At 34.7% G+C, this 16,979-nt stretch carries 9 protein-coding genes and 1 pseudogene; 3 read left to right on the top strand and 7 right to left on the bottom strand.

Features of this window, described 5'->3' with window-relative positions; all coding sequences use genetic code 11:
• Positions 1 to 16: 16 nt before the first annotated feature.
• The 3 genes from DVK85_RS08490 to DVK85_RS08480 all read right to left on the bottom strand — a co-directional run bounded on the left by DVK85_RS08490 (position 17) and on the right by DVK85_RS08480 (position 2,177).
• Positions 17 to 583, bottom strand: coding sequence for an ExbD/TolR family protein (locus DVK85_RS08490; RefSeq protein ID WP_114678027.1), 567 nt, complete (start codon positions 581 to 583; stop codon positions 17 to 19).
• A 20-nt stretch (positions 584 to 603) separates the two neighbouring features.
• Positions 604 to 1,248: an ExbD/TolR family protein gene (locus DVK85_RS08485; RefSeq protein ID WP_114678026.1), complete on the bottom strand. Its 645-nt coding sequence runs from the start codon at positions 1,246 to 1,248 to the stop codon at positions 604 to 606.
• Positions 1,249 to 1,337: 89 nt separating this feature from the next.
• Positions 1,338 to 2,177 (bottom strand): MotA/TolQ/ExbB proton channel family protein, encoded by an 840-nt coding sequence (locus tag DVK85_RS08480; protein WP_114678025.1) that lies wholly within the window; start codon positions 2,175 to 2,177, stop codon positions 1,338 to 1,340.
• A 353-nt stretch (positions 2,178 to 2,530) separates the two neighbouring features.
• Here DVK85_RS08480 and DVK85_RS08475 point away from each other — a divergent pair, with 353 nt between their 5' ends.
• Positions 2,531 to 2,896, top strand: coding sequence for a cupin domain-containing protein (locus tag DVK85_RS08475; protein WP_114678024.1), 366 nt, complete (start codon positions 2,531 to 2,533; stop codon positions 2,894 to 2,896).
• Positions 2,897 to 2,912: 16 nt separating this feature from the next.
• Here DVK85_RS08475 and DVK85_RS08470 read toward each other — a convergent pair whose 3' ends face one another.
• Complete coding sequence (locus DVK85_RS08470) at positions 2,913 to 4,259, bottom strand: FAD-dependent oxidoreductase (protein WP_114678023.1); 1,347 nt, start codon at positions 4,257 to 4,259, stop codon at positions 2,913 to 2,915.
• A gap of 189 nt (positions 4,260 to 4,448) precedes the next feature.
• Between DVK85_RS08470 and DVK85_RS08465 the strand changes: the two genes are divergently transcribed.
• Both DVK85_RS08465 and DVK85_RS08460 read left to right on the top strand, forming a co-directional pair.
• Positions 4,449 to 4,604: a lmo0937 family membrane protein gene (locus DVK85_RS08465; RefSeq protein WP_114678022.1), complete on the top strand. Its 156-nt coding sequence runs from the start codon at positions 4,449 to 4,451 to the stop codon at positions 4,602 to 4,604.
• A gap of 241 nt (positions 4,605 to 4,845) precedes the next feature.
• A complete protein-coding gene (locus tag DVK85_RS08460; protein WP_240339604.1) occupies positions 4,846 to 5,541 on the top strand; it encodes a phosphatase PAP2 family protein in 696 nt (231 codons plus the stop codon).
• 39 nt (positions 5,542 to 5,580) lie between these two features.
• Here DVK85_RS08460 and DVK85_RS08455 read toward each other — a convergent pair.
• The 3 genes and pseudogenes from DVK85_RS08455 to DVK85_RS08440 all read right to left on the bottom strand — a co-directional run.
• A pseudogene (locus DVK85_RS08455) lies at positions 5,581 to 5,781 on the bottom strand (RHS repeat domain-containing protein); the annotation flags it as partial.
• A gap of 442 nt (positions 5,782 to 6,223) precedes the next feature.
• The gene (locus DVK85_RS08445) at positions 6,224 to 6,466 is read right to left on the bottom strand and encodes a hypothetical protein (RefSeq protein ID WP_114678020.1); all 243 of its coding nucleotides are present in this window, start codon (positions 6,464 to 6,466) and stop codon (positions 6,224 to 6,226) included.
• Complete coding sequence (locus tag DVK85_RS08440; protein WP_114678019.1) at positions 6,466 to 16,968, bottom strand: SpvB/TcaC N-terminal domain-containing protein; 10,503 nt, start codon at positions 16,966 to 16,968, stop codon at positions 6,466 to 6,468. Before DVK85_RS08440 ends, DVK85_RS08445 begins: the two co-directional genes overlap by 1 nt.
• Positions 16,969 to 16,979 lie beyond the last annotated feature (11 nt).

The raw sequence follows: 16,979 nt of genomic DNA, 5'->3' as shown, positions 1-16,979 counted from the left end.
TTTTACGTTAGTAAGGTTACAACAAACCTTTTTCTTCTAACAGTTTTACTTCAGGCTCTGTAATATCACCAATAGCATATAGCTGTGGGTGAGTAATTGCCATTTCATCAAGAATATCTACAAGGTTACGGTAGCTTGCCTTATCACTTGCTTTGATGTTTACAATAAGATGCTCGTCCGGCTTACCGCCGTCTCTCTTCACATAAGCTTTAGCACGTGCTATTTGCTCTAGCAACACTTTCCTGATACCTTCTTTACCAAATTCAGACTGTGTAGGCTCTACTTTAGGTTCTGTAAACTTACCAACATACCATAATATAGTATTATCCTTACCTATCAATATAGTCATTAAACGCGACTCATCTATAGGCATAACATCTTTATCACTATCGGGCTGCTCTGTTTTATCCGGCATTGCCAAAGGCATTGATTGCGGTTTAGATAACGATGTGGTAAGCATAAAGAAAGTAATAAGAAGGAAAGCCAAATCTACCATCGCGGTAAGGTCTACCCCTGGGTTCGATTTTTTACTTCTTACTTTGCCGCCTTTACCACCGTCGCCGCCAGTATTTAATTCTGCCATTTTATATTATTTTTATAATATTAAAAATCTTCGTTTCTTAAACCAGTCACAAGAAAAAATCGATTCTTTTTTTGCGCCTGTAATATATCTATTACCCTTTTTATTGTTGGATAATCTTCATCAGCATCACCTTTTATAGCAATATCAAGATCTTTATATTGTAAATCTTCTCCGTCTCTTATTCTTTCTTCTAGTACTGCTTTAGATGCTTCACGAGCTTGTTTTACCCAACTACTCAATTGATCATTAATCGTATCAAAAGGAATACCTTTTTGTATATCACCAGCATTTCTTTCTGCTGCTGCCATAGTCAAAAGACCTTTTAACTGATTTAGTGGCACTCCAAACCCTTGCATATTACCAAAAGCTTCATACTCACTCTCGGTAAAACTCATATTATATTCCTGAGAAATACGCTTAAGTGTTTCTATCTTAACATCCTTCCCTGGTATGTTAAAAAACGCTTTCTTATCTCCTACTGTAATAGTAGCAACCTCTTCTGGAAGCTTATCTAGCACGGTAGAGGCAGGAGTATCTACAGGATGAGGCTCAGGCTGCTTTGCAGTAGCCGACATAATAAAGAACGACAACAAAAGGAACGCCACGTCGCACATAGCGGTCATGTCTATCCTGGTGCTCTTTTTAGATACTTTTACTTTAGCCATTATTTTTACGCTTATATAAAATTTAAAAGCAGGAAGGAAACCTCCTTACTTTTAAATTTTATGTTATTTATTAACTTAAACTACTCTAATTATGCGTTGTTGGCACGAGCCCTGAAACGTCTGTAAGTCTGAGCAATTGTAAACCCAGCCTCATCAATAGAGTAGGTTAATTTGTCAATTTTAGATGTAAATGCGTTGTATGCAATTACTGCAAGTGTAGATGTTGCAATACCTGTAGCAGTGTTAATAAGTGCTTCAGAAATACCATTTGCAAGTGCAGCAGAGTCAGGCGTAGAACCAGCACCAAGTGCAGAGAATGCCTTAATCATACCTGTTACTGTACCTAATAGACCACATAGTGTACCAATAGATACTAATGTAGAGATAACCACAAGGTTTTTCTCTAATATTGGCATCTCAAGAGAAGTAGCTTCTTCTATTTCTTGCTGTATAGCAGCTTCTGCTCTTTCGCTATCGAAACCTTCTCTTTTAACTTCTTCATATTTTAATAAACCAGCTCTTACAACATTTGCAACAGTTCCTTGTTGCTTGTCACACTCAGCCATAGCTTCGTTGATGTTACCTGCTGAAATTTGAGTTTGCACTTTTCTTACAAATGCCTCAACGTTACCTTTACCTGCTGCTTTATTGATAACAAGTAGACGCTCGATAGAGAATACTACTGCCATAAGGAATAATCCCATAAGTACTGGTACAACGTATCCACCCTTATATACCATTGCAAGGTAGTTACCTGGTAGTGGATGTCCTTCAGGATCGTTATCCTGGAAGTTTGATGGATGCCCCATGATAAATTTCCATACAAGAGCTGCTACGATTAAGCATAATATAATAGCTAATCCTGCGAATAAATTAGAACCTTTAGATTCACCCTTTTTTTCAACCTTCTGAATAGATGCGTTTGCCATTTTTCTAAAAAATTTAGTTTTTGATTTTTTTTAAATAATAGTTTCTTGTTGTTTATCTTATAATTTATATAAGATTGGCAAATTTAATTTTTTAACTAATAAAAAAAAACAAAAAGGTTTTTTTTATTACTTCTTAACATTAATTTATTATAGCATTCCTAACTATAACTTTACATTTAAAGCCAATTTATTTACATAAATTTATTTTTCACAAAACGAAACCCTTATTTCTTAATAATAATTTTAATTTAATATAGATTACTTATAAATAACACAATTCATACTATTTTATTGTGAAGAGATTATATTTTTCATAATAACAATTCACTAACACCATTTAAACCCTATATGTCATGAAAAACTTTGTTATACAAACAACTCCTTTTATAGTACCAACTAATGATGGTAAACTTATTGAAGAACACTTCGGGAAAGCATCTGACAGCAATGCTCAGTTATCTATTGCACATATGGTAGCACCGCCTGAATGGAGTGAACCACACCAAAAACCTGATTTTGACGAATACACCTATATAATAAAAGGCAAGAAGCAATTTACTATTGATGGAGAAAAGGTTATACTTGAAGCAGGACAATCGATAAAAATAAAAAAAGGAGCAAGGGTGCAATATGCCAACCCTTTTAATGAACCTTGTGAATATATAGCGATATGCATGCCCGCTTTTACTATAGAAACCGCACACCGCGATAGTGAATAGTTAAAAAAAACGCAATCTATTTACCTGCTAGTAGTTCTATTATTTTATTTTCTACTACTATGCTATCCCATAGCTCATGGATGTTGTCCATTTGCATTACCTCATTCATGATCGCTTTTTGCTGATCGCCAATTGCTAGTGCTTCACTATATGGTCTGTGACTAAAAGTTACTCTACTATATAGTGGTATCCATTTTTCAGGATATTTTTCTGAGAAGCGTTTCTCTATTTTCTTTTGTAAAAGAAAGTTTTCATCTGCTGTTTTAGAGCTCATCTCCATAAAATTACGGTACGATAATTCGGCTATAGCATCTGTATCAGGTTTACGACTTTGTTCATATTCTTTAAAAATACGGTTCCAGTCGTCGCCATATTCTTGCATTATCTGATTCAGTATAGTAATATCTTCAAAACCAGCATTCATTCCGTGTCCATAAAAAGGCACTATAGCATGACAAGCATCGCCTATAAGGGCAACTTTATCATTATACGTCCACGGGTAACACTTCATGGTAACCAGTGTACTTGTAGGGTTTTTAAAGAAATCTTCGACCAGCTCTGGTATTACATCTATAGTAGATGGGAAATAATGTGCAAAAAACTGTTTCAGCGTTTCTTTATCTTTTAATGACTCAAAAGAATTTTCGCCTTCAAACGGCATAAAAAGTGTACAGGTAAAACTACCATCGAGATTAGGCAATGCTATAAGCATAAAATTGTGCCTTGGCCATATATGTAGTGAGTTTTTATCTAGCTTATGGGTACCATCTTCATTGGCAGGGATATTAAGCTCTTTATAACCTAAGTTTAAAAACTCTTGCGAGTAGTTAAACATACTTTGACGTTGCATTCTGTGTCTTACTCTAGAGAAAGCCCCATCTGCACCAAATACCATATCATAATCTAACTCTCCCCACTCACCTTGTTCTGTTTCTCCTGTATGCAAGGTAGCGGTAGCCATAGTGACATCCCAAATTTTAGTTTCGAAGAAAAAGTTAACACCCTCTTCTTCTGCAAGCGAAATCATTTTCCTGTTAAGCACTCCACGAGATATAGAGTAAATACTTTCTCCTTCTTTACCGTAATATTGATAATTAAGTGACTGCCCTACATTATGTATGGCTCGTTTATCCATAGGTATGGCTATTTCTCGTATCTCATCTCCAAGACCAAGATCGTCTAATGCTTTCCAGCCTCGATGAGACATAGCAAGATTTATTGAACGTCCGGAGAACTCTACTGTCCTGATATCTTGACTTCTATCAAAAACATGTACTGTGTGTCCTGCTCTTTTGAGGTATATTGCTAGTAATGACCCTACCAGTCCAGAGCCTACTACTGCAATTTTTAAGGGAGTTTGCATGGAAAATATTGTAATATAATACTATACAAAAATACTCAATTAAAAAATTATTATCCTTAGTTTACATTATTAATTTACCCTCACCTATTTTTATTAAGAAAACATTAGCTATTAAAGTAATCTTAATAAACTAACATACAACAAAATAATCTCATAACTTTACTTCACTAACATTAAAAAACACTTATTATGAGAGATTTAGTTTCGTTAATTATTGTAATTCTTATTATTGGATGGTTAGTAGGTTTTTTTGGCTTCGGAGAAGCCGTAGGCTCTTTAATCCATATTTTACTTGTACTGGCAGTTATTGGTATTTTATACAGACTGGCTGTAGGCAGAAGGTAATAGAAGTTTTTGACAGCATAAAAATAAAAAATCCCTAATTAGGGATTTTTTATTTTTTATACCCAATCATATTACATCTTATTTTGTAAAACTTAATGTTTGCTTAAATTGAAACTTAAGCCCGAATTTTATTTACGCTAGTACGTTTATAACATAGTACAATTATAAAAACAACACTATGTTTAAGTCCTTTCTTTTAATTTCATGTTTATTAAATGTTCTATCGCTACAAGCTCAATATATGAGTAGTACCGACACTATAACATCATCAAATTCAAAATTTCATGTAAAGCAGTTAGTAATACCCACCCTGCTTATTGGGCATGGTGTTATAGGAATTGAAAGCGACGGTATTAAAGGGATGAATACAGAGATTAGAGATGAGTTAACCGAAAACATTGATGATAAAATAACCATTGATGATTTTTCGCAATATGCGCCTGTGGCTTCTGTATATGCTCTTAATCTAGCTGGGGTGAAAGGCAAAAGTAACTTTAGAGATAGAACAACAGTAATTGCCACCTCATACCTTATTGTAGCTGGTAGTGTGATGGGGCTAAAATCATTAACAAAAATTGAACGTCCAGATGGTAGTTCTAAAAACTCATTTCCATCAGGGCATACAGCAACCGCCTTTGCAGGGGCAGAATTTTTATGGCAAGAGTATAAAGATGTATCTATATGGTATGGCATTACGGGCTATGTAGTAGCATCGGGTACAGGGTTATTCAGAATGTATAACGACAGGCACTGGTTTACCGATGTAATGGCGGGGGCAGGCATTGGTATACTAAGCACTAAAATTGCTTATTGGGTTAACCCTTTTATAAAAAAGAAAATTTTCGGAAAAAAAACGGAAGAAAGTAAAACCTCTGTATCGTTTATACCTTTTTATAATAGGGAACAAGCAGGCTTTGGGGTAGCGGTCACTTTTTAGTGATTGCATAAAATTAAATTTATAAACAAGATTCTGACAACAATATCCATAAGCATATCCTATTTCTAATACAAGCGGGTCAACACTTATAAAGATAATAAATTTAGGGTCATAATAGCGTGCACTGTAATAATAATTTCCTGTTTCGTCGTCAAGCTCTTTACCGTTATACTTAAACGGGCTGTTTATGGAGTTTAAGTGTTCATCAGCTAGTGTTTCGCCAAAGGGTAGGTATTCCATATGCTGGCTTACGGTTCCCGCTTTGTTGGTTATATAACTACTACTGCCTAAATGGTCGGGGTAATGGTTATTACTGCTTAGCCATCAACACATCTGATACATTACCAAAAAATCAGAGTTCGATGCTAAAATTTTTTAGGTATATTCAAAAAATCTATTATATAAAAAGTTATGTTCTGACACGAAAATATAAAAAAACCTGAAAACACTATACTCCATAAAATTGATCTTGAAAGATGTCTAAATTTACTATTATTACTAAACCTTAGAAATAATGCAACTATAAAGGGTAGCCAAATCATTACAAATGGATAAAACCACTCGTGAACGCATATTGGAAGTCTCTAAATTTACCGAAGATGATAAACTACATATCTTCTCGGTCATTGACGCTTTTATCGCCAAAAGGAAAATACAAAGTATCTTATAACAAAAAAACCACTCAAATGAGTGGTTTTTTATTTGGGTAATTTATTTTCCAAAGTATGGGTGTATCCTCAATATCCTTGGTTTGTTCTTTATAAAAAATTGTCCATAAGGGCTCTTCTGGAAAATCATTCATTTGTATCCAACATTCATTTTGTGAATATTTATTACTATAATATTTTCTTTCCTCCCCTTGAATTGGATTCCAAGTAAGCCGCTCACACATTATTCTATTTATTTTTTTAAATACTCCTAACATTATTCACCATATTTTTTATTGTAAGTAGCATTTGTTTTTTGACCACCATTTATGATGTCCTGATATAAAGCATCTCCTCTTAAACCTTTATTATAAGATTTATTATAATAATAATCATAATCTTGTATCGCAGGTAGATTTCCTGCTGCGTTTTGGTCAGACATTAAATCTCTTGCTTGCTGTTTAAATGAGTTTCTCTGTCCAACAATACTTCTTGCATTAGCTTCCGTGGGGGAAACTTTTATATTCATACCATCAACATTGCTTTTATACCATTTTCTCACAGCATCGCCATCAAATCCTCCTGTCATTTTTCTAACCTGAGTTGCACTATAACCCAGTTTATCCATCAATCCATTTATGACAGCTTTAGAGCCATACTTATTAAGAATTTGTCCAAACCCACCTCCTGCAAGGTCGCCAACAAAACCTGTTGCAAAGTCTAAACCTGCTTGTTCTGCTGTATAATTATTTGGGTCATTGATTGCATTTACAAGAACATCTCCTGTTGCTGTGGCAGCTGCTCGACCTATTTTACCTCCTGGTGTTCTCCAAGGAATTAATCCTTCAGCACCTGACCTTGCTACTTGATAATAGTTTACATTATCAAAAGCCTGCCCCCAACTTGTAGTATTAGAATTAAATAAATAATCCATACTCGCCTGTGCTAACATATCAGCTGCTGCTCCTGCACCTGCTTTTAATAACCAAGGAATGATAGGAATTCTACCATCTGGGTCTGTATATCTTATTGGATTGTTAAATGTGTAATTGTACGGTGACCAAGCTGGCATCTTGTGTGCCAGTGGGTCAACAGATATAAAGATACTTAATTTAGGATCATAATAACGTGCTGAGTAATAATAATTACCTGTTTCTTCGTCATATTCTTTACCGTTAAACTTAAACGGGCTGTTATGCGAGTTTAGATGCTCATCGGCAAGGGTTTCTCCAAAGGGCAGGTATTCCATGTGCTGGCTTACCGTTCCCGCTTTGTTGGTTATATAACTGCTACTACCCAAATGGTCCGGATGGAAATAGAATATTTGTAACTTTGCGGGATTATGTAGGTTAGTACCTTGGTTGTGTGTATTATCATCTTCAGGCGTATAATCTGGGCTAAACGTAGGTGGTATAATTCCAAAAACATTAAACACTCCTGAGACTATTGTAGCAGCATCTTCAACACTTGTAGTACTTTGCGGTCTTACCATAGTTTCTTGCAAATCAGGCATAATATCTGCCAGTACACCATTAGGGTAATAACATAAATAATGTGCTGTAGCGGTTTTTGCACTAATTCGCTCAGCACCTATATAATAATGCTTAGTATAAATAAGAGGTATATCTCGTAAGGCTCCTGCTTCTCTTACTTTACCCATCATTAGTCCACTAGGATAAATCATTATGTTTTCATTAGTCTGCGTGGCAATTTGGTCGGCATTACTATACACGTCTATACGGTCATAATTATAGCGTATGGTTCGCTCTCCGCCAGCATCATAAGTATATATAGCTACAGGGCGATTATCATGGTCGTCGGGTTTTAGGTCAACTGCCATTAGACGGTTTTCTTCATCCCATAGGTTCTTGCGTAGGCTTATTTCTAGTTCGCCTACTTTTTCTTTAATCTCTGTTTGGTTACCATTAGCATCATATTCAATAGTTTTTTCCCTTATGCGTGGGTCATTTTGTGCTGGGTTAGTTACCCATCCTGGGGTTTCTACTATTTTGCGTGGCGCATGCTGCTGTACATAACCATAATCGCCTGCTACATATTCACCTGTCGCATATTGGCTATAGTCGAGTATATAACTAGTTTTATGTACGGGTATCTTGTCTGCTTGTTGTATTGGTCCATAACTGCTCACTTCTCCCTGCCAATGTACTTGTGTTTTTTTGCGTATGGTATGGTCATTATTATACTCCATATGCAATTCATACTCTTGGCGCAGGTAGGTATTGGTACCAATGTCATTTGGTCCTGTGTAATGCCCTTCGGCATCCGTAAGACGGTTAAAGTTATCATAGATATATTTATGATAAACTGGTCCGCCTAATTGCCCTTGTCCAGGCAGGCTGTTTTGTGGTTGAGTTGTTTCTATCCTAGTTATGTTAGAAAGCACATCATACGTATAGTGCTTATTTACCTGATAACTACCTGCAAAGTTATGCTGAAGGCTATTCATCCTACGTCTTTCGTCATAATCATAAATTGTTGATGTGCCATTACCATAAGTTATACTAGTACGCTCTCCATAATCGTTATAGGTAATATTTTCTACTACAGGCTGTACATCTGCTGAAGGTATACCAAGCATTTCACTACCAATATGGTCAATCATGCCTCCTAGATTATACTTATAGTTTACGATTTCCCTGTCAGGGTATATTATTTGCTTAACACGATTCCAACTATCATATTGCCATTCTGTAAGGAACCAGTACGAATGATGACCTGCTACCGCTACCGAACGTAGGTTCTTGGTAACTTCGCCCATATGCCCATAGCCGTATACCTGTACTCCTGTAGCATCTTCTAGCTTTAATAGCCTGCCTACTGCATTTTCGGATGTAGCTAAAGGGTCATTAGGCGCTCCATAGGTATATTTAACCTCATTGAGTGGGTTTTGTGGGTATTCTATTCTTACCAGTCTATCATAGTTATAATGATACTTTATGGTTTGGTTATCATTAATTATAAGGTTAGAGTTACTTTGCTCAATAAGTCTATTAGCATTATCATATTTATACGTTGTAAGTCCGCGATCAGGTTGGCGTACTTCTAACACCCTACCAGCTAAATCATATTTATAGCTTGTTTCAGAGTTTTCATCCGTAACCTTTAAAAGCTCATTAATAGCATTATAGGTATAAAGAATTGTTTTTGTATCATTTTGTACTGTTTTTCGTTGACGCCCCCTTATGTCGGTATAAGTATCTAGTGTTTGGGTTGTGCCATCGTTTTCGGTTGTCATTTTTTGTATAAGCATACCATCAGAAATAGAATAGTCTATAGATGATATATCGGTTTCACCTGGTTGTTTCACTGTTTTTACCCTGTCTTTGGCATCATAAGTCATTACAACCGGATTATCGGTTAGACTTGAATAAGAAATATGATGATAATATGGCGAGTTGCCGCCATTATAAGTTTGCGTAACGGGTAAATAGCTTTCTAGCACACGCCCGAAAGCATCTTTTTTCTCAAAACCATTTATCAGCCATTTTGTTGTATCTGAAAAATGAGTCTTTTTTACCTGTATAGGCTGCCCGAAGCCATCTACAATACTTACAGTTAGTAATTCATTTGTAGTTATATTGGTTCCGTTGGCATATTCAGGGTCAAAATGACGTGTAATAGCATGATGCTGGCTTTCTCCTTCATTATAATCATCTGGTTCAAAGCTGTTTTCATATTCCATACGAATTGTCCATGCTGTGTCAGGGCCTGATACACTTTCTAATGCCATTTCATTGGGACCAGTAACTTCGGTTACCCTACCTTTGTTATCTATACGAGTGCGCATTTGCTGCCCATTTACATCAGTAGTTAAGGTAGGAGAGCCAAATAAATATTCGTATTCTACAGATGAGTTTTCTCCAAAAGAATTCTCTACACTTATTGGATAAGTATGCAAAATAGGCTCGTAAACTATTTGTTTGTAATATATACTAGACTCTGCATTAGTGTTATATACATCGTTTATGCGGTTAACGTTACCATATTCATCATAACGAAACTCATATTTACTCCCCTCTTCAATTGATGAATATATTTTTATAGAGCTCATTTTAGCAAAATGATTAAATCCAGCTATTCGCTGTCTTAATAGTTGGCTTCCATCTAAGTTATAAACAGAGACTCTGGAGGGTAAACCGAATGCATTATCTGCATTATTAAGATTGTAATCAACATATTTTATAATAGTTTTATAATTGTCTCCTTCGTCTTCACCATAATCTATATACTCAAGGAGATTACCATATTCATCATACTTAGAGAAATCTTTTACTGTAGTAAGCGCAGGACCATTTTCAAAAACTTTAGAAGTTACTCTTACAGGCGCTATAAAAAGTCTCGATTTATCAAATAATTCCTCTGCATTAGCTATTAAACTTGTTTGTAAATAGCTATCTTCTTCTGTAGCATCCATATTAACAACAGGGTCATCAGGGTCTAGAAGGTTATATAGTGTTGTAGATTCTGAAAGCGTATTATTATTTTCATCTCTAACAATTGTTGAATATTCTGCCCCACTTAAATAATAATTTTTGTTATGGTAGGCTTTTGTAATAGTACGATATATTGCTGATGTAGCTGGATCTACCTGATTAATTGATATATAGCTATAACCGTAAAATTCCCTCTCACGCCTGTCATAATTAGGTCTGCCATAGTTTACAGCAATTTCAGATGTATTGGGCTTATAGTCTCCATCTTGACTAAACCCGTCGTTTGTGGTAATGGTTTTAAGTACCCATTTGCTTTGGGGCATTTCATAAGTATTACCATCTCTTTCGTAGGTAACGCTCCAGCTCCCGCCAAGTGGTGTATTAACTTTTTTAAGCAGGTGAGTTTTTCCAACTTTGTTTAAACGAGCATTAATATCATTATTATTATTTGAACTTTTACTTAAGATATCAGGGAGTCCGTCGCCATCTATGTCTTGTACCATAATAGTTTTCTCGTTATAACTTCCATTGAAGGATAAGCTAGGGGTAAAAACAATTTTAAATGTCACAAAAATAGCTGGTGATGGTATTATAAACCCACCTGTAAAAGACCCGTATATATTACCCGAAAGAGAGTAATCTTTCTCGATTTCTAGGTTATTATTATAAAATGTACTTGAAACAGTTTCAAAGCCTTTACCATTATTTAAATAATATGCGTAGTTGAAATCTGAAACCCTAATTACTAAGTCAGGAAGTCCATCATTATTGACATCTATAAAAAGTGCAGCTATTCTCGCTGTACTGTAAGAAGCTCCAAAACCCGCAGCAAAAGAAGAATTAGGTGTAAAAGAACCTCCAATTCCCGCACCAACTCCTACATTATTTCTAGTACTAGTAAAAAGGCTATCACCATACCCAGAGCCCCATGTTACCTTTTCACTAAATCCATAACCTGTATTCAGCCAAACTTCAATAGTTCCCTCATTATTAAGTTTAACCTTATCGGGTAGTCCATCTCCGTTCATGTCCACCCATTGATTAGAATCATATGATTTACCATTACTAGTATTTATACCAGAATTCACACTTGTATTTGTGCGATTAACACTCCCATTAACTATTCCATTTTGATTTGTAGGAGCTGTAGAACTTGGTTTAATAGGAAGTGTAATACCCACAGTAAAATCTTCACTTCTATCCCCAGACACAAAATTGTCCTCATTGTCTATCGGAGTCCCCGATAAAGCTCCAAGCATATTGGTAAATTGAATCCTGCCATCAGTAATAAGGTCTGGATGACGATCTCCATTTAAATCCAAATATTGATTCAACACTCTCGAAGTCGCTTTACTCTCAGTAGCAGACCCCACTGAATAACTACCTGATAAAGATGTCCCTTTTGATACGCTCCGTTGTTTTAATGCTATAAAAGTTCCTGTTTCATTAAGTAGTATATCATCTTCATCTACGTATATTTCATGCAAATTCCCTTCACCAAAACGACCAACAGTGGCTGTTAATACATCATTATTATTAAAGCCGTATATAGCATTTATAATACTTTTATTTACATATTTATTATTTTCATTTTCCTCATTATAAAAAGTATAGCGTATAGAAGATGTCCCTCCTGGTGCTGTTACACTACTAGGATCCATTTGAGGATCTATATTTTCAATACCTGAAGTCTGACTTTCATAATCAAACAAACTAACATCAATAGGCAAATCACCAAAAGGAGTTGCCGGATTATTTAAGTTAGTAATTTCTCCTTCATCATCACGTTCAAATTCCATTCCTCCATTATAGAGGAATTGTCCCCACCCACGGTAGGTAGCTCCCAAGAATATAGGTGAAGAAACCATAAAAGGAGCATCTACAGTAATTGGAGTAAAACTATAATTACCTGCATAAGGGTCCAATGCCAGTGTCATTGAAGTATTATTATTCAATGCTACCCTTCTATCGTTAACATAAAAGGTACTATATATTGTACCTGATCCATCTACAATATCTTTCATTTGTGCTCTGTAAAAAAGACAGGTGTAATAAGAAGAGTTAGTAGCCAAGGTGGGGTCTAATACATCATTAATATTTTCCGATTTCGTAAAAATATAATCATTTGTTGGTAATCTATATATATAAAAAACTTTATGATCTCGGAATAGACTAACGGTATTTCCTATTTTCTTTTTAACAACCCAAGTCACTTTTACAGGAAACTCTTCATCATTGAGCCCGTTTAATAAAGAACCTGTATTTTGATCGAAAAAAGTATGCGTTAAACGCATAAATTTTTTATTAGGATCAGCTAATACATCTGCTTCAGTAGGACTTATCAATTCAGAATCATAACTAGAAAACCAATACTTTGACTGATTTACATTATCATCGTAAGTATGATAACTTACAGGTGGGTAAATTATTTCTGAAGGATTTGCGTTACTTATTATAGATGGTCTCCAATTAATAGTACTCCAATCGACATTAGAGTCACTTTCAGCATAAAAAAAGTATACATCTCTATATCCCTCCGATGCATCTAACTGATCCGAAATGCTGTTAAAATCCCATACAAAAGTACCTGAATTATAATTAAGCTTTCTTGTCCATTCGCCTTGTGGTGATTCACTTCCATCACTATAATCAATACGAACTTTTTTTATTATAAATCGTATATCATCTGAGAATTGACCTGGTGCAAAATTACCATTAAGAAGATTAAATTTCAAGGTTACGGATGTACTTCCATCATCTATAGATACTCCTCCGTCATTATTCATCATAAAATCAGCTTCTGCATCAAAAATGCCTATAGCTTTTCCATTTTCATCTATTACAGATGAAGAATTGTCATGTGTATATGGCATTGCTGATGTATCCGTATAAATTACTCTAGGATTCCATTCTATTTCTCCACCATAACCATAATCGAGATTATGTATCCTAAAAAAGATAATATCACCTTTGCTTACTGATATAAAATCACCGTTAAACGTATTAAAGTCAAAACTATTCGTTTGCCCTGCATTTACCAGACTTGATGTATGTAAAATATCAGTCCCGTTGTTATTAGACTTCTCAATTGTTAATCTAAAATTATTTGCATTTTCACCATCGTTATTCTTAGCTATTAATGTTGCCTGATTTTCAAATCTTACAGTACCATCATATGGAGCTCTCCATACTTTAACATGGTCAAACTGTGAGTGCTCTTCTCTTAACTCATCCATTGTCTCAAGATGAAGATCTGGTATTATGGAAGAGTTGATACTTCCTGGAACAATTTTATTCTCTGACAGGCTTACATCATCATCAAATTTTCTATAAGAACTGTTCGTTGATAAGGGAGCAGTTATATTAAATTTTATACGATTTCCTCTCATCATATCTGGCAGACCATCACCATTAAAGTCAGTAAAGTAATTTTCTGTCATAGATGATGTTTTGCTCCAACTTCCACCGATACCAAACCCAAATGCATTAGCATCTACTCCTTTACCATTAGTTTTAGAGTTTGTTTTACTTAATGTATTAATGTCATCAATCAAGTATGAGGTTCCAAACCCTGTGCCTATATTAGGTCTATAATATATTCCCGAACCATCTTCATAAACCTTATCGGGCAGTCCATCACCATTTATATCAATAAAACTAACTTTTGTATCTTGATTGCTCCAGCTATAATCAACAGCCCCCCCTATAGTATTATTAGTACTAAATATATCAAACCCTACACCGAAACCTGCTCGCAGTGCTATAGACCCTCCTGTAGATGTCGAAGTTCCAAGAGGTGATCCATCTGGTATGATAGAAGCCATTTGCTGCAAAGGAGCTGGTATGTTACTACTACTACTATTCGCGTTCCATGCAGTACTGCTCGAATTAATTATAGCATCAGTATTTGGATCAATATCATCATGATACTCAATAGTGTTTGAGTAGAATAATGAGTTGGTTTTATCATACTCTGATATTGTAACGAGTTGGTGCTTTTTAAAGGCTTTTTCTTCATAATCAAATTTATAAGACCGTATCCGTTGAGGACTTTGCCCCGATTCGTTAAAAGATATATGAATTTCTGTAAGTAAGTCATCTACAATATTTAAATAACCATTACGCCCATTAATTATTACATCGCTTCGGTTTATTGTATTACCTCCTAAAGTATATTGATTCCTTTTAAAATCTACCATATAATGGCTTTGACCTGTAATAGAACTCTCTGGGTTGAATAAAGTATATTTAATATTACTTAAATAAAAATATTTTGCCTCAATAGATGAGTTTGAAAAGGGGTTTGAAATAGAAGAAGCGTATTCGTATAGGGTATAATTACCATAAGTATCTAAGGTAGCTTTTAAAGCCCAATGAGTTATATTACTATTACTGTTACCAACCCGTATTACTGAATTATTATCAAATTGATATTGGCTTAATTCGGTATTATACCAGCCGCCATAAAAACTTTTATTCCCTTGTTTATCTGTAACTTCCCACCAATAATTATTTGGATGGTTACCATGACGTATTATGAGATTATAAGCCCCTTCTTTTCGCTGATAAAACCTTCTTTCGTCAACCCTATCTATATCATTATCCCTATGAGGATTAGTATATTCTGTACCATTTTTTAACACTAAATCAGATCCATTTAAAGAATATATTTCAGACTCATTATCAAGATCAAATCTGGGCACACCCCATTTTGTATTTATAGAGATTGCAGGTGTAGCTAAGTTCCAGCCTAGTCCCATCCAACCATTACCTGCTTCACTACTATATGATATATTTAACGAAGGTTGCATACCACCTCGTCCCTGAGGTACTTTTATAGGGAAACCTGTAGTTACAGTACCATTGCTATTTGGGCTTGGTGGGGCAATGCTAACTACGCCAGCAGTAGGATCAGCATACTTCATATCACTAATCATCGTAGGGGCAAAGCTACCTGTTTCGGGAGAATCAGGTACTTTAATTACTCCATTAATATAATCGGTATCACCTTCACTTGTTATAGATGATATAATCTCATTATTTTCATAGTCAAGGCTGTCTACTGCTAAAGCTTTCCAGCTTTTCTGTTTTCTATCAAAATAAAAAGTCTTTACATCTTTTACAGTATAACCATCTGGGATTTCAGTATCATTATATTTCAAATGAATTTGAATAGGCATACTTTCTCCTTTTGAACTTTGCTTAATTCTATAAGCAGAAAAATCACCACCAGTTACTATTTCAATATCATCATTTGCAACCCTTATGTCTTTAAATTGAAGTCCTTGAATTAAAAATTCATTCTCATTAGTTAAGTTAGTTTCTATATTATCTTTTATAGCGATACAAATACTTTCATAAGATAGTGGAGCTGATAGTAAATTTTTGTATAAATAATTTTGCGAGGCATGAATATCAGTATTATTAGCAACAAAAATAGGTTCTACCTTACTTTCAACTACAGAAACAATAAAATTATTATTGTTTTGCGCAACTTTATATGAAATATTCAGTTCTTTTAAATTTTCGGGTATTTCTGAAAAAATATGCTCAAAAACTCCGTCTATAACTGGAATAGAATACCCTGAAACTTCTACAGAATTTATCTCGGAGTTTGAAACTATACCTTGCAAATAATATTTGCCTGCATATTTTGACGCTTTAACTTCACTAATTTGTGAAGTATTGTCAATTGGCTCTAATCCAATCCTGATGTTTTTTATCTTATACTGGTATGTACTGTTTGCTCGTCTATTAAAATATATTTCATTTCTCCCTGATTGAAGTTGACTAACTGGGACTTGTTCCTTAACAGTTACCCATTCATTTGAAAGCTCTACGACTTGTCCGCCATAAGCACTATGGTTATTTATACTTTTAGTAGTCTGAGAGGCATTTTTTACCCCATAAACATCATATAATAATGTAGCTTTATATTTGTCGGTATTAATATCATTGGGCAAATCAATACTAAAGAAATTATCATACGGATTTTCACCTTCTGAAATATTCAGTTTTCCGATTACACCATTTTTTTCTATAGCATAGTAGACTGTGGCCGTTTCACGATATACCTCCGAGTTAGATGTTTTGTTATTATGACTATCGTCATAATTTGGAATAACATTATTAAAAGGCGTTACCTCCTCTTCGTTATATGTTTTATTATATCCGTTACCTTGAGGTAAATAAATTTTTGTAGTATTATAGTTTGCAATTGCACCTTGTAAAGGCTGCGAAAACAAAATCAAATTACTTAAAACAGAACTAAACAATAGTTTTACAAAAGCTGATTTTCTTAGCTTATTGAAATGATTTGTTGGCATGATTGTCAGAT

The sequence above is a fragment of the Flavobacterium arcticum genome, from assembly GCF_003344925.1.
Lineage (GTDB): Bacteria > Bacteroidota > Bacteroidia > Flavobacteriales > Flavobacteriaceae > Flavobacterium > Flavobacterium arcticum.
Note: the sequence above shows the minus strand (reverse complement) of the source record. Positions and strands in the feature narration are given on the sequence as shown.

Bases quoted from the DNA above. Each gene is read 5' to 3' on its own strand.
- DVK85_RS08490 (WP_114678027.1), bottom strand. From the start codon at position 583: ATGGCAGAATTAAATACTGGCGGCGACGGTGGTAAAGGCGGCAAAGTA.
- DVK85_RS08485 (WP_114678026.1), bottom strand. From the start codon at position 1,248: ATGGCTAAAGTAAAAGTATCTAAAAAGAGCACCAGGATAGACATGACC.
- DVK85_RS08480 (WP_114678025.1), bottom strand. From the start codon at position 2,177: ATGGCAAACGCATCTATTCAGAAGGTTGAAAAAAAGGGTGAATCTAAA.
- DVK85_RS08475 (WP_114678024.1), top strand. From the start codon at position 2,531: ATGAAAAACTTTGTTATACAAACAACTCCTTTTATAGTACCAACTAAT.
- DVK85_RS08470 (WP_114678023.1), bottom strand. From the start codon at position 4,259: ATGCAAACTCCCTTAAAAATTGCAGTAGTAGGCTCTGGACTGGTAGGG.
- DVK85_RS08465 (WP_114678022.1), top strand. From the start codon at position 4,449: ATGAGAGATTTAGTTTCGTTAATTATTGTAATTCTTATTATTGGATGG.
- DVK85_RS08460 (WP_240339604.1), top strand. From the start codon at position 4,846: ATGAGTAGTACCGACACTATAACATCATCAAATTCAAAATTTCATGTA.
- DVK85_RS08445 (WP_114678020.1), bottom strand. From the start codon at position 6,466: ATGTTAGGAGTATTTAAAAAAATAAATAGAATAATGTGTGAGCGGCTT.
- DVK85_RS08440 (WP_114678019.1), bottom strand. From the start codon at position 16,968: ATGCCAACAAATCATTTCAATAAGCTAAGAAAATCAGCTTTTGTAAAA.